The following is a 14866-nucleotide window of genomic DNA, read 5'->3' as shown; positions in this document are numbered from 1 at the left end:
ATCATTCTGCCTTTCCGTTAAAGGTTGTTTCTTGGGACGCCCGCGTGCCTGTGGCTGTGTCTTCAACCCAGATGCGAATTTCGCTGCGGGCCTGTGTTGCCGCCGGATCGCGGCGCGGTGCGGTGACGTAGACCCGCTGCAGGTAGGTCCGGTCCGCTGGCACAAGAATGCTGCGCCCTTCCGCCTGTCCTTCCAGTTGCAACTGCACACCCGTGTCGCCGGTCACAGAGAGCTGGAACACCCGCGCCTCGGAATGTTTGTTGCGCATCCTGACATCGTAAATGTTGCGGATGCTGCCATCCGAGAGCGTCACATAGGTGGGGTTGCGCAGGGGCGACACCGCCAGTTCCATGTCCGAACGCATGAACAGCGCATAAATCAGGCCGACCCCGACCAGAGACCAGAGTGCGGTATAAAACAGCGTTCTGGGCCGCAGAACATGCCGCCAGAGCGGTTTGGGCGCGGCACCGGCCCGTTCTGCCGGTTCATCTGACAGCGCCAGATAGTCGATCAGCCCCCGCGGTTTGCCGATCCTGTCCATCACATCATCACAGGCGTCGATGCACAGCGCGCAGGTGATACATTCCATCTGCTGTCCGTCGCGGATGTCGATCCCCATCGGACACACGTTAACGCAGGCCATACAGTCGATGCAATCCCCGCGCGGTGCGGTCTCGGCCGGTTGGATGGCTTTGCGATGCTTGCCGCGCGGCTCTCCCCGCCAGTCGCGGTAGGCTACTGTGATCGTGTCAGGGTCCATCATCGCGGCCTGAATGCGCGGCCAGGGGCACATGTAGATGCAAACCTGTTCACGCAGGAAACCGCCAAAGACAAAGGTTGTCGCCGTCAGCACCGCGATGGTGCCATAGGCAATCGGGTGGGCGTCAAAACGCAGCAGATCCCGTGCCAGCGTCGGTGCATCGGTGAAGTAGAACACCCAAGCCCCGCCCGTGGCCATCGCAATCGCAAGCCAGATTGCCCATTTCGTCAGCCGCAGCCGCCATTTGTGAAAATCCCATTTCGCCTTCCACAAGCGCACCCGCGCGTTGCGGTCCCCTTCGACCCAACGCTCCACCAGAATGAACAGATCGGTCCAGACCGTTTGCGGGCAGGTATAGCCACACCACACCCGCCCAAGCGCCGAGGTGAACAGGAACAATCCCAGCCCCGCCATGACCAGCAATCCGGCGACAAAGTAGAACTCGTGTGGCCAGATTTCGATCCAGAAAAAGTAGAACCGCCGCCCCGCCATATCCAGCAGCACAGCCTGATCCGGCAGGTTCGGCCCGCGATCCCAGCGAATCCACGGCAGCAGGTAGTAAATCCCCAGCGTCACCAGCATGATCCACCATTTCAGACGGCGGAATTTGCCCGAAACCTTGCGGGGAAACACGGGCTCTTGCGCCGCGTAAAGAGAAGGAGGCGTGGTCTGGGTCATGGTATTAATCCTGTTCGCAGCCCTCTCTTACAGCAGAAGAATCAGGCGCGCTTTGATGTGGATCAAAAAGACCCCCGAAACGGCTTGTTTGCGAACAGGGCCGTTTCGGGGGAACGGCACCGCGTAGGGGGGTCAGTGCCGTATTCGCAAATTTTCAGCCGGTCAGGGTTACTCGCCGCCGCCAAGCCCGTGGACATAGGCCGACACCGCACGCACATCCGCTTCGATCAGGCGCTGGCCCCATGCAGGCATGATGCCAAACCGGGAATAGGTGATGGTGTGGATCAGGGACTCCCGATCGCCGCCATAAAGCCAGATCGCATCGGCAAGGTTGGGGGCACCCTGTTCGCGGTCGCCCAATCCGGTTTCACCGTGACAGGCTGCGCATTGCTCTGCAAAGAGCGGCTGTCCGCTTGCGGCCAACACCGCGTCCGCATCGCTGTTGGACAGGGAGTAGACGTATTCCGCCACGCCGCGAATCTGCTCTTTCTCCATAAATTCGCCAAACGCCGGCATCTGGGAAAAGCGGGCATCATCGTCCGTGTCGTTCCGGATACCGTGGCGCACGGAGTAGGTGATGTCATCCAGACTGCCGCCCCAGAGCCAGTCGTCGTCCAGCAGGTTGGGATAGCCTTTGAACCCGGCCGCACCAGAGCCGTGACACTGGGAACATTGCGCTTTGAACACCGCGCCGCCCCGTGCCACCGCATAGCGCAACAGGTCCGGATTTTCGGGCAAACGGTTCATCTCGGTGGCCAAAAGCTGCTCTACCAGTGGTCCGTTCTTTGCGTTGTGGGTTTCAATATCGCGGGCCACATCCGCCCGCGTTGACCAGCCAAGCACCCCGGTCGTCGCGCCAGAGATCAGCGGCCAAGCGGGATAGGCGATGGTATAGGCAATGCCCCAGACGATGGTTGCGTAAAGGCTCCAGAGCCACCAGCGCGGCATCGGGTTGTTCAGCTCTTCGATACCGTCCCAGCTATGACCGGTGGTTTCAACGCCGGTGACTTCATCCACGTTTTTTTCAGTATGGTCAGACATCAGTTTGTCCTCTTGATACAATCGGGGCAATCGCCCGCACAGCCGCGCGGGGCGGGTTCATTTCCGGTGTCATAGGCTGCACCAAAGGGCTGGCTATCGCGCAGGGGAATCTGGCTCGCCTCTTTGTGCATCTGCCGGTTGCCGGGGCGGAACAGAAACAGGATCGCGCCGATGAAAAAGCAGAACATTGCCAGCAGGAACCAACTGTCCGCCATTTCGCGCAGGAAGGAATAGGTGTCCATCGCGCCCTCCTATCGGCTTGCATCGGGGGTGAAGGTCGAGAAATCGACCATCGTGCCGAGAACCTGCAGATAGGCCACCAGCGCATCCATCTCGGTCAGCTCTTTTGCGCCGTCAAAGTTGGCCACCGCCGCCCCCGGATAGCGTTCCAGCAAACCGTCGTAATCACTGTCTGGATCGGCCTGCGCATAGAAATCCGCCACGGCGTTTTCCAGCATGTCATCGTCATAAGGCACCCCCACAAAGCGGTGGGTCTTCAGCAGCGCCTTGATCTGGGATGCGTCAATGCGGGTCTCTGCCAGAAACTCGTATTTCGGCATGATGGATTCCGGCACGACCGACTGCGGGTCTTTCAGGTGTTCTACGTGCCATGCGTCCGAATAGCGCCCGCCTACGCGGGCCACATCCGGTCCGGTCCGCTTTGACCCCCATTGGAACGGGTGATCGTACATGGACTCTGCGGCCAGTGAATAATGCCCGTAGCGTTCCACTTCGTCGCGCATCGGGCGGATCATCTGGCTGTGACAGAGATAGCAGCCCTCGCGCACATAGATGTCCCGTCCGGTCAGCTCCAGCGGGGAGTAGGGGCGCACGCCCTCTACTTCCTCAATGGTGTTTTCCAGCCAGAACAGCGGCGCGATTTCCACGATCCCGCCGATGGAGACCACCAGAAGGGAGCTGACCAGCAACAGGGTCGGACTTCTTTCAAGGATTGCATGTTTGTCGAGAAAGGCCATTTTCCGAACTCCTTATTCTGCTGCGACGGTCGGGACGGTGCCAGTGGCACCTGCCCTCGCCGCTTTGGGGCCGCGGATGGTCATCCACATGTTCCACACCATGATCACCGCTCCGGCAAGGAACATCACCCCGCCCAGACCGCGCACCACATACATTGGGAATTTTGCGGCTACGGTGTCTGCGAAAGAGTTCACAAGGAACCCCTGATCATCCACTTCACGCCACATCAGGCCCTCCATGATGCCAGTCACCCACATGGATGCCGCGTAAAGAACGATACCGATGGTCGCCAACCAGAAGTGCCAGTTGATCGCGCTCATGGAATACATCTTGTCGCGGCCCCACAGACGGGGTGTCAGGAAGTAGAGACAGGCAAATGTGATCATGCCGTTCCAGCCCAACGCGCCGGAATGCACATGACCGATGGTCCAGTCAGTGTAGTGGCTGAGGCTGTTGACCGCGCGGATCGACATCATCGGACCCTCAAAGGTGGACATGCCATAAAAGCCGAGAGACAGGACGAACATCCGCAGGATCGGATCGGTGCGCAGCTTGTCCCAAGCCCCTTGCAGGGTCATCAGACCGTTGATCATACCGCCCCAGCTGGGCATCCACAGGATAATCGAGAACACCATACCAAGGGTCGACGCCCAGTCCGGCAGTGCTGTGTAATGCAAATGGTGCGGGCCGGCCCAGATATAAAGGAAGATCAGCGCCCAGAAGTGGATGATCGACAGTTTATAGCTGTAGACCGGACGCTCTGCCTGTTTGGGCACAAAGTAGTACATCATGCCAAGGAAGCCCGCCGTCAGGAAAAAGCCCACTGCGTTGTGGCCGTACCACCACTGGGTCATGGCATCCTGTACACCGGCAAAGACCTGCACCGATTTGCTGCCCCAGATGGACACCGGAATGGACAGGTTATTGATCACATGCAGCATCGCCACAGTGATGATGAAGGCAAGGTAGAACCAGTTCGCCACATAGATATGACGCTCGCGCCGCTTGAAGATCGTGCCAAGAAACACCGCAAGATAGGCAAGCCATACAATCGTCAGCCAGATGTCCACATACCATTCAGGCTCGGCGTATTCTTTGGACTGGGTTGATCCCAGCAAATAGCCCGTCGCTGCCAGCACGATAAACAGCTGATAGCCCCAGAACACAAACCACGCGAGGTTCCCGCCCCAAAGCCGCGTCGCGCCGGTGCGTTGAACCACGTAAAAAGAGGTCGCGATCAGGCCGTTACCACCAAAAGCAAAGATCACCGCAGAGGTATGCAGCGGCCGCAACCGGCCAAAGTTTGTAAACGGCTGACCCCAGTCGAAGTTCAACTCGGGAAAGGCCAGTTGGAACGCGATAAACGTCCCCACCACGAAACCGATGATCCCCCAAAAGGCGGTGGCGATCACGCCGGCGCGGATCACCCCGTCGTCATAACCCGTTGGCACAGGTTTAACCGCCCGCGGTTCCCCCGCGTTGCGGATCACCCGCACAAACATGACCAGCGCAATGATGAGAATCAGCACCGCATGTAGTTGATAGGCCGGGTCCAGCGCCCAATTCGCGCCCATAGCCGCAACAAGCGCGACCCCGGCCAATAAGAAAGCCTTGATATAGTCCATCTGACACCTCGAAAATGACGAGCACTGCCAAAGCAGACACTCCTGTTCGCAAGTGTAGGGATAGGCGGGTTTGCGGGGCGATTCCTTGATCTGGGTCAAGTTTGCCGGAAAGGTTTGCTTTTTCTTTCCGCCCGTTATCGTTGCATTGCAGGGTTAATGCAGACAGTCATTCCCTGTGATGTCATGCAGGGCATCGGGGCTGAGCACTGTAAAACTGCGACGGTCGTTGAACCGCAGGATACCCTGTGCCTTTAGCGCAGAAAGCTGGCGGCTGACCGTTTCCAGCGTCAGACCAAGATAGTTGGCGATTTCCTCACGGCTGAGCGGCAGAACAAGCGCATCATGCGGTGCGGTCAAACCTTCCACACTGCTCCGCCGGATCAGCATGTCGATGAAGGTCGCGATTTTCTCGCGTGCGGTCTTGCGGCCCAAAAGCAGCATCCAGTCCCGCGCCGCATCCAGTTCGTCGAGCGCGATTTCCACCAGCCGCTTGGACAGATCGGGTGTCACCGATAGCAGGTTCTCGAACGGTTTCCGCTCAAAGCAGCACAGGGTCACATCCGAAGCTGCAACCACGTCGAACTCCACACGATCCCGTCCGGGCCGCCCGATAAAGTCCGACGGCAGCAGCAGGCCAACCATCTGGGTGCGCCCGTCCTCAAGCGTTTTGCCAAGGGTCGCGACACCGTGAACCACCGACGCGACGAAATCCATCGCCTCACCACGCCACAGGATCTGCTCGCCGGCTTTGAAACTGCGGTACACCTTGATCTTCTCAAGAATATCAAGGTCCGCACCTTCACAGCGGGAACACACAGCGCGATGCCGGATCGGGCATTCGCCGCATTTTATATTGGAAAGCACAAGAGCATTCATATCGCACAGACCACACCAGATTGTTAACAGAAGCAACCGGCTTATACCGAAGCGGTCCGGGAAGATATGCTGGCAGAACGCCGCACCGCGCGTACAAAGTGCCACAGGCGCGACCGCGCGCCCCCTTGCAGAGCGACCCGCGATCCCCCAAAGGATCGCAAAACGTGGAAGTGAATCATGACGCAACTTATACCCGCTTGGGACAACGGGGTTCTGACACCGCTGGACAAACTGGACGTACACCGGCGCGGGCTGAAACACCCCGCGATCTCGGTGTTTTTGCTGGCGGGCGACAAGACGCTGATCCAGCAACGGGCCTCTCACAAATACCACACGCCGGATTTATGGGCCAATACGGTCTGCACCCATCCCCATTGGCAGGAAGCCAGCCTGACCTGCGCCGGACGGCGTCTGGAGGAAGAACTGGGCATTACGGGTTGCGATCTGCAATTCGGTCAAACCGTTGAATACCGCGCGGATGTGGGCGGCGGCCTGACCGAGCATGAGGTCGTGGATATTTACACCGCTTGTGTGACGCCGGACATAGCAATGGCGCTTAATCCGGATGAGGTTCAGGCCGTGCGCTGGATCGGATTTGACACGCTGGCGCAGGAAATCAGGGAAACGCCAGAGCGGTTCACACCTTGGCTGCGGGTCTATATGCGGGATCATCGGGACTGGATTACCGCTGCGATATAGGCGCGATTTGTTAACTTTCCGCATAGAGTCGAAAAGGTGACGTCCGGTTCGCCTGACCCTGCCGTGCCGTGAAAAAGAGAGTCCCTGACAGGCCAGGCCACTGATGACAAAGCGAAAACTGATTTAACATACTGCATATATGAAGCTTCATATACGACGCTTCATATATGAAGCTTCAAGGTTAAGGGTTTCGCAATCTTTCTTAACGAACCCCTCGAAAAGCCCCCCCCGACACGCCCCACGCACAAAAAAACCGCGCCGCAGGCTTCCCTGCGGCGCGGCCAGTTTCAACGGTCTTTGCTTAGTTCAAAGCAGCGTCGGTGATTTCCAGAGTGTAAGCGCCTTCAGGCTCTTTCGTGATCACCGGATCGGAACCGGCTGTCAGGAGGCTGTCCACGGTCCGACGGTAATCCGCCTCATCCAGCGCCCCGTTTGAACCCGCTGTCAGTTTGGCCACTTCGGACATCATCCGCTTCTGGTGCTTCTCGGTCTGTGCACCGGTCGCATCATTGTCCAGAACGATCATTGCCGCCTCGTCCGGATTTTCCTCGGCATACTTCCAGCCCTTCATGGAGGCCCGCACGAAACGCACCATCTTGTCCTTGAACGCCTCGTCCTTCAGGTTTTCACCCAGAACATACATCCCGTCTTCCAGCGTCGCCACGCCCTGATCTTCGTATTTGAACACGACCAGTTCTTCGGGTGTCAGACCAGCATCAATGACCTGCCAGTATTCGTTATAGGTCATGGTGGACACACATGCGGCCTGTTTTTGCAACAGCGGGTCCACGTTGAACCCCTGCTTGAGCACCGTCACGCCACCGTCCGTACCGTCCGTTTTCAGGCCGAGTTTGCTCATCCAGCTGAGAAACGGATATTCATTGCCAAAGAACCAGACCCCCAGCGTCTTGCCCGGAAAATCATCCGGCGAGGACACACCCGCATCCTTGCGGCAGGTCAGCATCATGCCGGAGGATTTGAATGGCTGGGCAATATTCACCAGATCAAGCCCCTTCTCTCGGGATGCCAGCGCCGACGGCATCCAGTCCAGAACCACATCGGCACCGCCACCGGCAATCACCTGTGCAGGGGCAATATCAGGGCCGCCCGGTTTGATGGTGACATTCAGGTCTTCTTCTTCGTAAAACCCTTTGTCCTGCGCCACATAATATCCGGCAAACTGGGCCTGCGTGACCCATTTCAGTTGCAACGTTACATCATCGGCAGCCTGTGCCAAAGACGCGCCCAGCGCCATCGCACCGGCCAGTGCAGTTGTTACTATTTTTTTCATTTTCTCTCTCTCCTTGTTGATTCGTTTTTATTATTTCTACCCTCTCTGTGAAGGGTGCCAGAAGGTGACTCCTTTTTCCAGCAGGGCGACCAAACCGTAAAAGGCCGACCCTGCAATCGCCGCGACGGTGATTTCGGCCCAAACCATATCCAGCGCCAGACGTCCCACTTCTGTCGAGATGCGAAAGCCCATGCCGCGGATCGGAGAACCGAAGAACTCCGCCACAATCGCCCCGATCAGGGCCAGCGTGGTGGCGATCTTCAAACCGTTGAAAATAAACGGCATGGCTGCGGGCAGGCGAAGCTTCATCAGGGCTTGCGGATAGCTCGCCGCATAGGTGCGCATCAGATCCCGCTGCATGGCGTCCGACGCCTGCAACCCCTGCACCGTGTTCACCAGAACAGGGAAGAACACCATCGCCACAACCACCGCCGCTTTGGACTGCCAGTCAAACCCGAACCACATCACCATAATCGGCGCCAGCCCGATAATCGGCAGGGCGGCCACAAAATTTCCGACCGGCAGCAAGCCCCGTTGCAAAAACGGGCTGCGGTCCACCGCAACCGCCACCAAAATCGCCGCTCCGCAGCCGATGATGTAACCGGACAGCGCACCTTTGACGAATGTTTGCACAAAATCACCCCAAAGCACCGGCAGGTTTTCCGAGAACGTCACCGCAATGGCCGAGGGCGGTGGCAGCAGCACCGGATTGATCCCGAACCCGCGCACCATGCCTTCCCACAGCAGCAACAGCGTGATGCCAAACAAGGCTGGCACAGCGAAACTGTTAAAACGGTTCGGTTTTTGCGCGGTCAGGATAACATTCACCCACCATGCAGCCCCCCAAAACACCAATACGCTTACAATCCAGATCATTGCGCCATCCCCATCCGTTTCAGTGTCACCGTCTGGATCAGCCCGATCAGGGCCACCATAAGCGCCGCCAGCGTTGCCGCCGCGATCAGCGCCGACCAGATTTGTATGGTCTGACCGTAATAACTGCCCACCAGCATCCGCGCACCAAGTCCGCCGTCCTGCGACAGCGACAGTTCAGCCACCACCGCACCAATCAGGCTCGCCGCAATCCCCACCTTAAGCGAGGCAAAAAGATAGGGGGCCGAAGCCGGAAGCCGCAACTTCCAAAAGGTCTGCCCGCGCGAGGCATTCCACGTCCGCATCTGATCCATCTGCATATGATCGGGCGAGCGCAGCCCCTTCACCATGCCAACCACCACAGGGAAGAAGGAAAGATACATGGAAATCACACCCTTGGCGATCAAGTCATCCACCTGCGCACTGGCCAGAACCACCACGATCATTGGCGCAATCGCCAGAATCGGGATGGTCTGGCTGGCAATGATCCACGGCATCACAGATTTATCCATCGCGCGGTTATGCACGATGCCAATGGCCAGCAAAATTCCCAGACCGGTGCCAAAAACAAAGCCAAGCACAGTAGAGGACAGGGTGATCCAGCCGTGATAAATCAGCGAGCGTTTGCTGAACGCCCGCCCCCGCTGCACCATTGCCCCCGTAGTCTTCCACAACTCCGCACCCACCTGATGGGGCGGCGGCAGACGCGGCTTCTCCTGCGTCATCGTATCCTTGACCATCTCGCTGAACGACAGTTCGACACCCGCACGTTGCGCCTTGTCATAGGACCAGTTTTTGTTGAGCAGTACAGCCCCGCCATACCAGAGCGCAAAAAGCGCCAGTACGACCGTGAGAACAGGCAGAACGTTACGCATCGCAAACGCCCTCCCGCTTCAATGTTCCGCCAAATACTCCCGCCGGAGGCGTTCTGCGGCCAAGGCCCGCGAAATTTTCTTTGAGTATTTTAAGAACATTGAAACCATTTCTGTCGCAAAATGATTCTGCGGTACAGGCTGGAGAGCCGATGGCCGTGAACGTTGAAGCCGCTTTACCCTCCCTATAGGGCAAAAGTGTCAAAATCGCAGGGGCGCGCGCAAAGAGAGGTCGCGCGTCCCTGTCAGCGGCGGGCGTGATAGGTGAAAACAGGTTTTTACCCATCCGCATGCCCTTCCCTCAGCCCGTCCCGAACACGATGGGCGATCTCTATGAACTCCGGCGTGTCGCGGATTTCAAGGGGGCGTTCTTTGGGTAGCGGGCTGTCGATGACATCGGCAATCCGTCCCGGACGCGGAGACATCACAACGATCTTGGTAGAGAGATAGACCGCTTCGGGGATGGAGTGGGTCACGAAACCGATGGTTTTTTCCGTGCGCGCCCAGAGGTCAAGGAGTTGTTCGTTCAGGTGGTCCCGCACAATTTCATCGAGCGCCCCGAAGGGTTCGTCCATTAGCAAAATATCGGCATCAAAGGCCAGCGCGCGGGCGATAGAGGCCCGTTGTTGCATCCCGCCGGACAATTGCCACGGAAACTTGCGATCAAATCCGTCGAGTTCCACCAGTTCGAGCACCTGCTGCACCCGTCTGGCCTGATCCTCTTTGGAATACCCCATGATTTCCAGCGGCAGGCGGATATTCCCGCCGATAGTGCGCCACGGGTATAGCCCAGCCGCCTGAAACACATAACCATAAGCGCGGGATTTGCGGGCCTCGCGGGGGGTGACGCCATTCACCGTGATTTCGCCGCCCGTGGGGGTCTCCAGATCGGCCATGCAGCGCAGGAAAGTGGTTTTTCCGCAGCCCGAAGGTCCGATGAAAGAGACAAATTCACCCTTGGCGATATCAAGATTTATATCCTTGAGCGCGTGGACCGGTCCGTCGTTGGTCTCAAACGTAAGGCTGAGGTTTTCTGCCGAAATTACAGTGTCGTTCATTCCCTGCTTTCTGTTTTTATCAAGTGGGCCGATTCCAGAGTTTAGGCTCTGATATTTCGACCGAATTCCCTGCCGGATCTCTGACGTAGATAGAACGTGCGCCGTTTGGCCATTGGAAATCCGCTTCAATGGCAATGTTCAATTTTGAAAGATGCTCAGCCCAGCGGTCCATATCCGCACCGCTGGCGCGAAAGCACATGTGTCCCTGCCCTTCTGCACCGTGGGTTGGCACGGGCAGACCGCCGGACGCCTGTTTTGTGGCTTCGGGGTTGAAGATCAGCAACATGCCCGGCCCGCAGCCGAAAAACACATGCCGCCCCTCGACCCGCAGCACTTCTTCCAGTCCGAAAACTTCGCTGTAGAACGCGGCAGCCGCATCCAGATCGCGGGCGTAGAGCGCGGTTTCCAGTATTGCATCGGGGGTCATGATCGCCCCCGGCACTGTGGCCCGCGCCTCTGAGGATCAGCAAAACGGGCGCGGCGCATGTCTTAAATCCCTGCCGGAATGTTCATCGGATCCCGCTCTATCTTGCGGGGGGAATTCAGTTCCTTCCACTTCGACAGGGCGGTATGGGCCGACGGGAAAGCCGGACGCGGCACGAAGCGGCCCCGACCCGGTTGCGGCTGGGAGTTCTTGCCCCAAGCCCAGATCACATCCCCACGGCTGAGGGTGTAGCGGGCGTTAGCTGTGACCTCGAACCCCTCAAACACGTTATAATCCAGCACGGAATGATGGTTGCTGGGTGAGATCGTTTTGGAAATTTTCGGATCCCAGACAACAATATCGGCATCCGCCCCTTCAACAATCGCGCCCTTTTTGGGATAGATGTTGAGGATCTTCGCCACATTGGTCGAGGTTGCCGCGACAAATTCCTGCGGTGTCAGGCGGCCTGTTTCCACCCCTTCGGTCCAGAGCACGGCAAGACGTTCCTCCAGCCCGTTAGACCCGTTCGGAATGATCCGGAAATCATCCCGCCCTGCGCGTTTCTGTTCGGTGTTAAAGGCGGCGTGATCGGTCGCGACCACTTGCAATGAACCCGCTTGCAGACCGGCCCAGAGACTGTCCTGATGTTTCTTGTTGCGGAAGGGCGGTGACATGACACGGCGGGCGGCGTGGTCCCAGTCCTTGTTGAAATATTCGCTCTCATCCAGCGTCAGGAACTGGATCAGCGGCTCTCCGTAGACACGCATGCCCTTCTGACGGGCACGGCGGATCGCCTCGTGGGCCTGCTCGCAAGACACATGCACGATATACAGCGGCACGCCTGCAGCATCCGCAATGGTGATCGCGCGGTTGGCGGCTTCGCCTTCCAGTTCGGGCGGACGGGAATAGGCGTGACCTTCGGGGCCGGTGATCCCTTCGTTCATGTATTTCTCTTGCAGGATCGCCACCAGATCACCGTTTTCCGCATGGACCATCGGCAGCGCGCCGAGTTCCTTGCAGCGCTGGAAAGAGGCGAACATCTCGTCATCCTCGATCATCAGCGCGCCTTTATAGGCCATAAAGTGTTTGAAAGAGTTCACGCCCATATCCACGGCGGTTTTCATCTCCTCGAATATCTGCTCGTTCCAGCCTGTCACCGCCATGTGGTAGCCGATGTCCGAACAAATCTGCGGTGCGGATTTGCGGTGCCATTCCTTGATACCGTTGACGATAGAGCCGTCCTCACCTGGCAGGCAGAAATCTACCAGCATGGTGGTGCCCCCTGCCGCCGCCGCCCATGTGCCGGATTCAAAGGTTTCTGCGGCGGTGGTCCCCATAAAGGGCATTTCAAGATGGGTGTGGGGATCAATCCCGCCCGGAATGACATAGGCGCCTTCGGCGTCAATATATTCATCGCCCTTCAGGTCTTCACCGATTTGCTTGATCGTTTCCCCTTCGATCAGAACATCCGCTTTCCAAGCCCGATCCGCCGTGCAAACCGTTCCGCCTTTGATGACTTTGGTTGTCATGTGTTATCTCCCTGTTTTTCCACCTCGCGCCAGCCCCTTGCCGGCACCAAAAGCGCGGACACACCGGGTTTGACCCGAAATATCCCGCCAATGCGGAGTGTTTGCTTCGTTTCGTCAGTCTTTCCCTTTTCGGACCCTGCATCCGGACTTTACGGAGAGGATGTCAATCACCCCTGAACCTCCGCGGTCTCCAGCACCGCGTGCATCAGAACATCGGCACCGGCTGCGGCCCATTCCTTGGAAATCTCTTCCGCTTCGTTATGGCTCAGCCCGTCTACACAGGGGCACATCACCATCGCAGTCGGGGCCATGCGGTTGATCCAGCAGGCGTCATGCCCCGCACCGGATACGATGTTGCGGTGGGAATAGCCGAGCCGTTCCGCCGCGTTGCGCACGGCTGTGACGCAGCCTTCGTCAAATTCCACCGGATCAAAACCGCCGACCTTTTCGAACTCTACACCCAGTCCCATATCGTCGGCAATTTTCTGCGCTGCTGCCTTAAAGCGGCTCTCCATATCTTCGATCACATCAAGCTGCGGGGAGCGGAAATCGACCGTGAACACAACCTTGCCCGGAATCACATTGCGCGAGTTGGGGTAAACGTCGATATGCCCTGCCGCGCCCACCGCATCGGGTTTGTGGGACCATGCGATTTCTTCAACCTTTTCCAGCATCCGCGCCATGCCAAGACCTGCGTTTTTGCGCATGGGCATCGGCGTGCTGCCGGTATGGGCGTCCTTGCCGGTGACGGTCACTTGCGTCCAGGACAGACCCTGCCCGTGGGTGACAACACCGATGTCCTTGCCTTCCGCTTCCAGAATCGGCCCCTGTTCGATGTGCAACTCGAAAAATGCGTGCATCTTGCGTTCGCCCACAGGCTCGTCGCCCTTCCAGCCGATCCGCGCCAGCTCGTCCCCGAACTTCAGACCTTCGGCGTCTTCGCGGTCGTAAGCCCACTCCTGCGAGTGCATTCCGGCAAAAACGCCGGAAGCCAGCATCGCCGGGGCAAAGCGCGTGCCTTCCTCATTGGTCCAGTTCGTCACCACAATCGGATGCTTCGTCTTCACGCCCAAATCATTCATCGAGCGCAGGATCTCCAAACCGCCGAGCACCCCGAGGATGCCATCGTATTTGCCGCCCGTGGGTTGGGTATCAAGGTGCGATCCCACATAGACCGGCAGCGCATCTGGATCAGTGCCTTCAAACCGGGCGAACATATTGCCCATCGTGTCGAGCCCCATACTACAGCCCGCCTCTTCGCACCATTTCTGGAACAGGGCGCGGCCTTCGCCATCCTCGTCCGTCAGGGTTTGCCGGTTGTTCCCGCCCGCAACGCCAGGGCCGATCTTGGCCATCTCCATCAGACTGTCCCACAGACGGTCGGCGTTGATCCTAAGGTTGCTTGCTGGTGCCGCCATGAGTCTTCTCCCTGTCATGCATCTTGCGTTGGTCTTTTTCTGACCATATGGTCAGGACTATGAATGCACCCTGACCATTCGGTCAAGAATTTTCTGAAAGTGCTTTGAATGAACCCAGATACTGCCCCTGTCCGCAAGCAAAATAAGCGCCGCGAGAAAGAAGTGGTTATTTTGCAGGCAGCAGAGAAAATCTTTGCAGAGGAAGGGTTTGGCGGTGCTACAATGCAGTTGATCGCGGATGCAGCAGACCTGCCCAAAGCCAATGTGCATTATTATTTCTCAACGAAAGAAGAACTCTACCGGCAGGTGGTGTCCAACATTTTTGATGTCTGGTTGCAAGCCGCCGGAAGCTTTGAAGTCGCAGACGGGCCCGCCGAAGGAATCGGTGCTTATATCGAGGCAAAAATGGAGATCAGCCGCACCCGTCCGGCAGGCTCCAAAGTCTGGGCATCCGAGGTGATGCACGGTGCGCCGATCATTCAGGATTACCTTGAAACCACGTTGGTGGAATGGACGGATTCACGGATCAAAGCCATCGACGCATGGATCGAGGCCGGATTGATGGACCCGATCAGCCCGCGCCACCTGCTTTATATGATCTGGGCCACAACGCAACATTACGCCGATTTCGGCCACCAGATTAAAACCCTGAACCGCAACGCTGCACTGTCGGATGCGGAATGGCAGGTGGCAAAAGCGTCGGTCAAACAGATTATCCTCAAAGGGATCGGGGTCACGATCTGA

Annotated in this window: 16 protein-coding genes; 2 read left to right on the top strand and 14 right to left on the bottom strand. The window is 58.0% G+C overall.

Features of this window, described 5'->3' with window-relative positions:
• Position 1: 1 nt before the first annotated feature.
• The 6 genes from ccoG to fnrL form a co-directional block, all read right to left on the bottom strand.
• A complete protein-coding gene (gene ccoG / locus BFV97_RS03285) occupies positions 2-1438 on the bottom strand; it encodes a cytochrome c oxidase accessory protein CcoG (RefSeq protein ID WP_069298859.1) in 1437 nt (478 codons plus the stop codon).
• 168 nt (positions 1439-1606) lie between these two features.
• Complete coding sequence (gene ccoP / locus BFV97_RS03280; RefSeq protein ID WP_069298858.1) at positions 1607-2479, bottom strand: cytochrome-c oxidase, cbb3-type subunit III; 873 nt, start codon at positions 2477-2479, stop codon at positions 1607-1609.
• Positions 2479-2721, bottom strand: a complete 243-nt coding sequence (locus BFV97_RS03275) for a cbb3-type cytochrome c oxidase subunit 3 (RefSeq protein ID WP_069298857.1) — start codon at positions 2719-2721, stop codon at positions 2479-2481. The genes ccoP and BFV97_RS03275 overlap by 1 nt, the downstream gene beginning before the upstream one ends.
• Before the next feature lie 9 nt (positions 2722-2730).
• Entirely contained in the window at positions 2731-3456 is a 726-nt protein-coding gene (gene ccoO, locus BFV97_RS03270) for a cytochrome-c oxidase, cbb3-type subunit II (RefSeq protein ID WP_069298856.1), read from the bottom strand.
• A 12-nt stretch (positions 3457-3468) separates the two neighbouring features.
• Positions 3469-5082, bottom strand: coding sequence for a cytochrome-c oxidase, cbb3-type subunit I (gene ccoN / locus BFV97_RS03265; protein ID WP_069298855.1), 1614 nt, complete (start codon positions 5080-5082; stop codon positions 3469-3471).
• Between the two features lie 153 nt (positions 5083-5235).
• Positions 5236-5958 (bottom strand): transcriptional regulator FnrL, encoded by a 723-nt coding sequence (gene fnrL, locus BFV97_RS03260; protein WP_069299064.1) that lies wholly within the window; start codon positions 5956-5958, stop codon positions 5236-5238.
• A 177-nt stretch (positions 5959-6135) separates the two neighbouring features.
• Between fnrL and BFV97_RS03255 the strand changes: the two genes are divergently transcribed.
• The gene (locus BFV97_RS03255) at positions 6136-6657 is read left to right on the top strand and encodes an isopentenyl-diphosphate Delta-isomerase (RefSeq protein ID WP_069298854.1); all 522 of its coding nucleotides are present in this window, start codon (positions 6136-6138) and stop codon (positions 6655-6657) included.
• 301 nt (positions 6658-6958) lie between these two features.
• On the opposite strand, the gene BFV97_RS03250 is transcribed toward BFV97_RS03255, so the two are convergent.
• From BFV97_RS03250 to BFV97_RS03215, 8 genes are all read right to left on the bottom strand, one after another.
• Positions 6959-7948, bottom strand: coding sequence for an ABC transporter substrate-binding protein (locus tag BFV97_RS03250; RefSeq protein WP_069298853.1), 990 nt, complete (start codon positions 7946-7948; stop codon positions 6959-6961).
• Positions 7949-7984: 36 nt separating this feature from the next.
• A complete protein-coding gene (locus BFV97_RS03245; RefSeq protein WP_069298852.1) occupies positions 7985-8824 on the bottom strand; it encodes an ABC transporter permease in 840 nt (279 codons plus the stop codon).
• Positions 8821-9696: an ABC transporter permease gene (locus tag BFV97_RS03240; RefSeq protein ID WP_069298851.1), complete on the bottom strand. Its 876-nt coding sequence runs from the start codon at positions 9694-9696 to the stop codon at positions 8821-8823. Before BFV97_RS03240 ends, BFV97_RS03245 begins: the two co-directional genes overlap by 4 nt.
• Complete coding sequence (locus tag BFV97_RS03235; RefSeq protein WP_069298850.1) at positions 9689-9979, bottom strand: hypothetical protein; 291 nt, start codon at positions 9977-9979, stop codon at positions 9689-9691. The genes BFV97_RS03240 and BFV97_RS03235 overlap by 8 nt, the downstream gene beginning before the upstream one ends.
• Positions 9972-10751: an ABC transporter ATP-binding protein gene (locus BFV97_RS03230; protein ID WP_069298849.1), complete on the bottom strand. Its 780-nt coding sequence runs from the start codon at positions 10749-10751 to the stop codon at positions 9972-9974. Before BFV97_RS03230 ends, BFV97_RS03235 begins: the two co-directional genes overlap by 8 nt.
• Before the next feature lie 19 nt (positions 10752-10770).
• Positions 10771-11178 carry a VOC family protein gene (locus BFV97_RS03225; protein ID WP_069298848.1) on the bottom strand — a complete coding sequence of 136 codons (408 nt, stop codon included), beginning with the start codon at positions 11176-11178 and terminating at the stop codon, positions 10771-10773.
• A gap of 62 nt (positions 11179-11240) precedes the next feature.
• A complete protein-coding gene (gene hydA / locus BFV97_RS03220; RefSeq protein ID WP_069298847.1) occupies positions 11241-12704 on the bottom strand; it encodes a dihydropyrimidinase in 1464 nt (487 codons plus the stop codon).
• Positions 12705-12871: 167 nt separating this feature from the next.
• On the bottom strand, positions 12872-14122 hold the full coding sequence (locus BFV97_RS03215) for a Zn-dependent hydrolase (protein WP_069298846.1): 1251 nt from the start codon (positions 14120-14122) through the stop codon (positions 12872-12874).
• 108 nt (positions 14123-14230) lie between these two features.
• Between BFV97_RS03215 and BFV97_RS03210 the strand changes: the two genes are divergently transcribed.
• Positions 14231-14866, top strand: a complete 636-nt coding sequence (locus BFV97_RS03210) for a TetR/AcrR family transcriptional regulator (protein WP_069298845.1) — start codon at positions 14231-14233, stop codon at positions 14864-14866.

This window comes from Neptunicoccus sediminis, from assembly GCF_001719615.1.
Lineage (GTDB): Bacteria > Pseudomonadota > Alphaproteobacteria > Rhodobacterales > Rhodobacteraceae > Amylibacter > Amylibacter sediminis.
The sequence above is the reverse complement of the archived record's forward strand: the minus strand, read 5'-3'. Positions and strand labels throughout refer to the sequence as shown.

Excerpts from the sequence above, each read along its gene's own strand:
- ccoP (WP_069298858.1), bottom strand. The coding sequence starts at position 2,479 with ATGTCTGACCATACTGAAAAAAACGTGGATGAAGTCACCGGCGTTGAA.
- BFV97_RS03245 (WP_069298852.1), bottom strand. The coding sequence starts at position 8,824 with ATGATCTGGATTGTAAGCGTATTGGTGTTTTGGGGGGCTGCATGGTGG.
- BFV97_RS03275 (WP_069298857.1), bottom strand. The coding sequence starts at position 2,721 with ATGGACACCTATTCCTTCCTGCGCGAAATGGCGGACAGTTGGTTCCTG.
- BFV97_RS03210 (WP_069298845.1), top strand. The coding sequence starts at position 14,231 with ATGAACCCAGATACTGCCCCTGTCCGCAAGCAAAATAAGCGCCGCGAG.
- BFV97_RS03215 (WP_069298846.1), bottom strand. The coding sequence starts at position 14,122 with ATGGCGGCACCAGCAAGCAACCTTAGGATCAACGCCGACCGTCTGTGG.
- BFV97_RS03235 (WP_069298850.1), bottom strand. The coding sequence starts at position 9,979 with ATGGGTAAAAACCTGTTTTCACCTATCACGCCCGCCGCTGACAGGGAC.
- ccoG (WP_069298859.1), bottom strand. The coding sequence starts at position 1,438 with ATGACCCAGACCACGCCTCCTTCTCTTTACGCGGCGCAAGAGCCCGTG.
- fnrL (WP_069299064.1), bottom strand. The coding sequence starts at position 5,958 with ATGAATGCTCTTGTGCTTTCCAATATAAAATGCGGCGAATGCCCGATC.
- ccoO (WP_069298856.1), bottom strand. The coding sequence starts at position 3,456 with ATGGCCTTTCTCGACAAACATGCAATCCTTGAAAGAAGTCCGACCCTG.
- BFV97_RS03250 (WP_069298853.1), bottom strand. The coding sequence starts at position 7,948 with ATGAAAAAAATAGTAACAACTGCACTGGCCGGTGCGATGGCGCTGGGC.
- hydA (WP_069298847.1), bottom strand. The coding sequence starts at position 12,704 with ATGACAACCAAAGTCATCAAAGGCGGAACGGTTTGCACGGCGGATCGG.
- BFV97_RS03255 (WP_069298854.1), top strand. The coding sequence starts at position 6,136 with ATGACGCAACTTATACCCGCTTGGGACAACGGGGTTCTGACACCGCTG.
- BFV97_RS03230 (WP_069298849.1), bottom strand. The coding sequence starts at position 10,751 with ATGAACGACACTGTAATTTCGGCAGAAAACCTCAGCCTTACGTTTGAG.
- ccoN (WP_069298855.1), bottom strand. The coding sequence starts at position 5,082 with ATGGACTATATCAAGGCTTTCTTATTGGCCGGGGTCGCGCTTGTTGCG.
- BFV97_RS03225 (WP_069298848.1), bottom strand. The coding sequence starts at position 11,178 with ATGACCCCCGATGCAATACTGGAAACCGCGCTCTACGCCCGCGATCTG.
- BFV97_RS03240 (WP_069298851.1), bottom strand. The coding sequence starts at position 9,696 with ATGCGTAACGTTCTGCCTGTTCTCACGGTCGTACTGGCGCTTTTTGCG.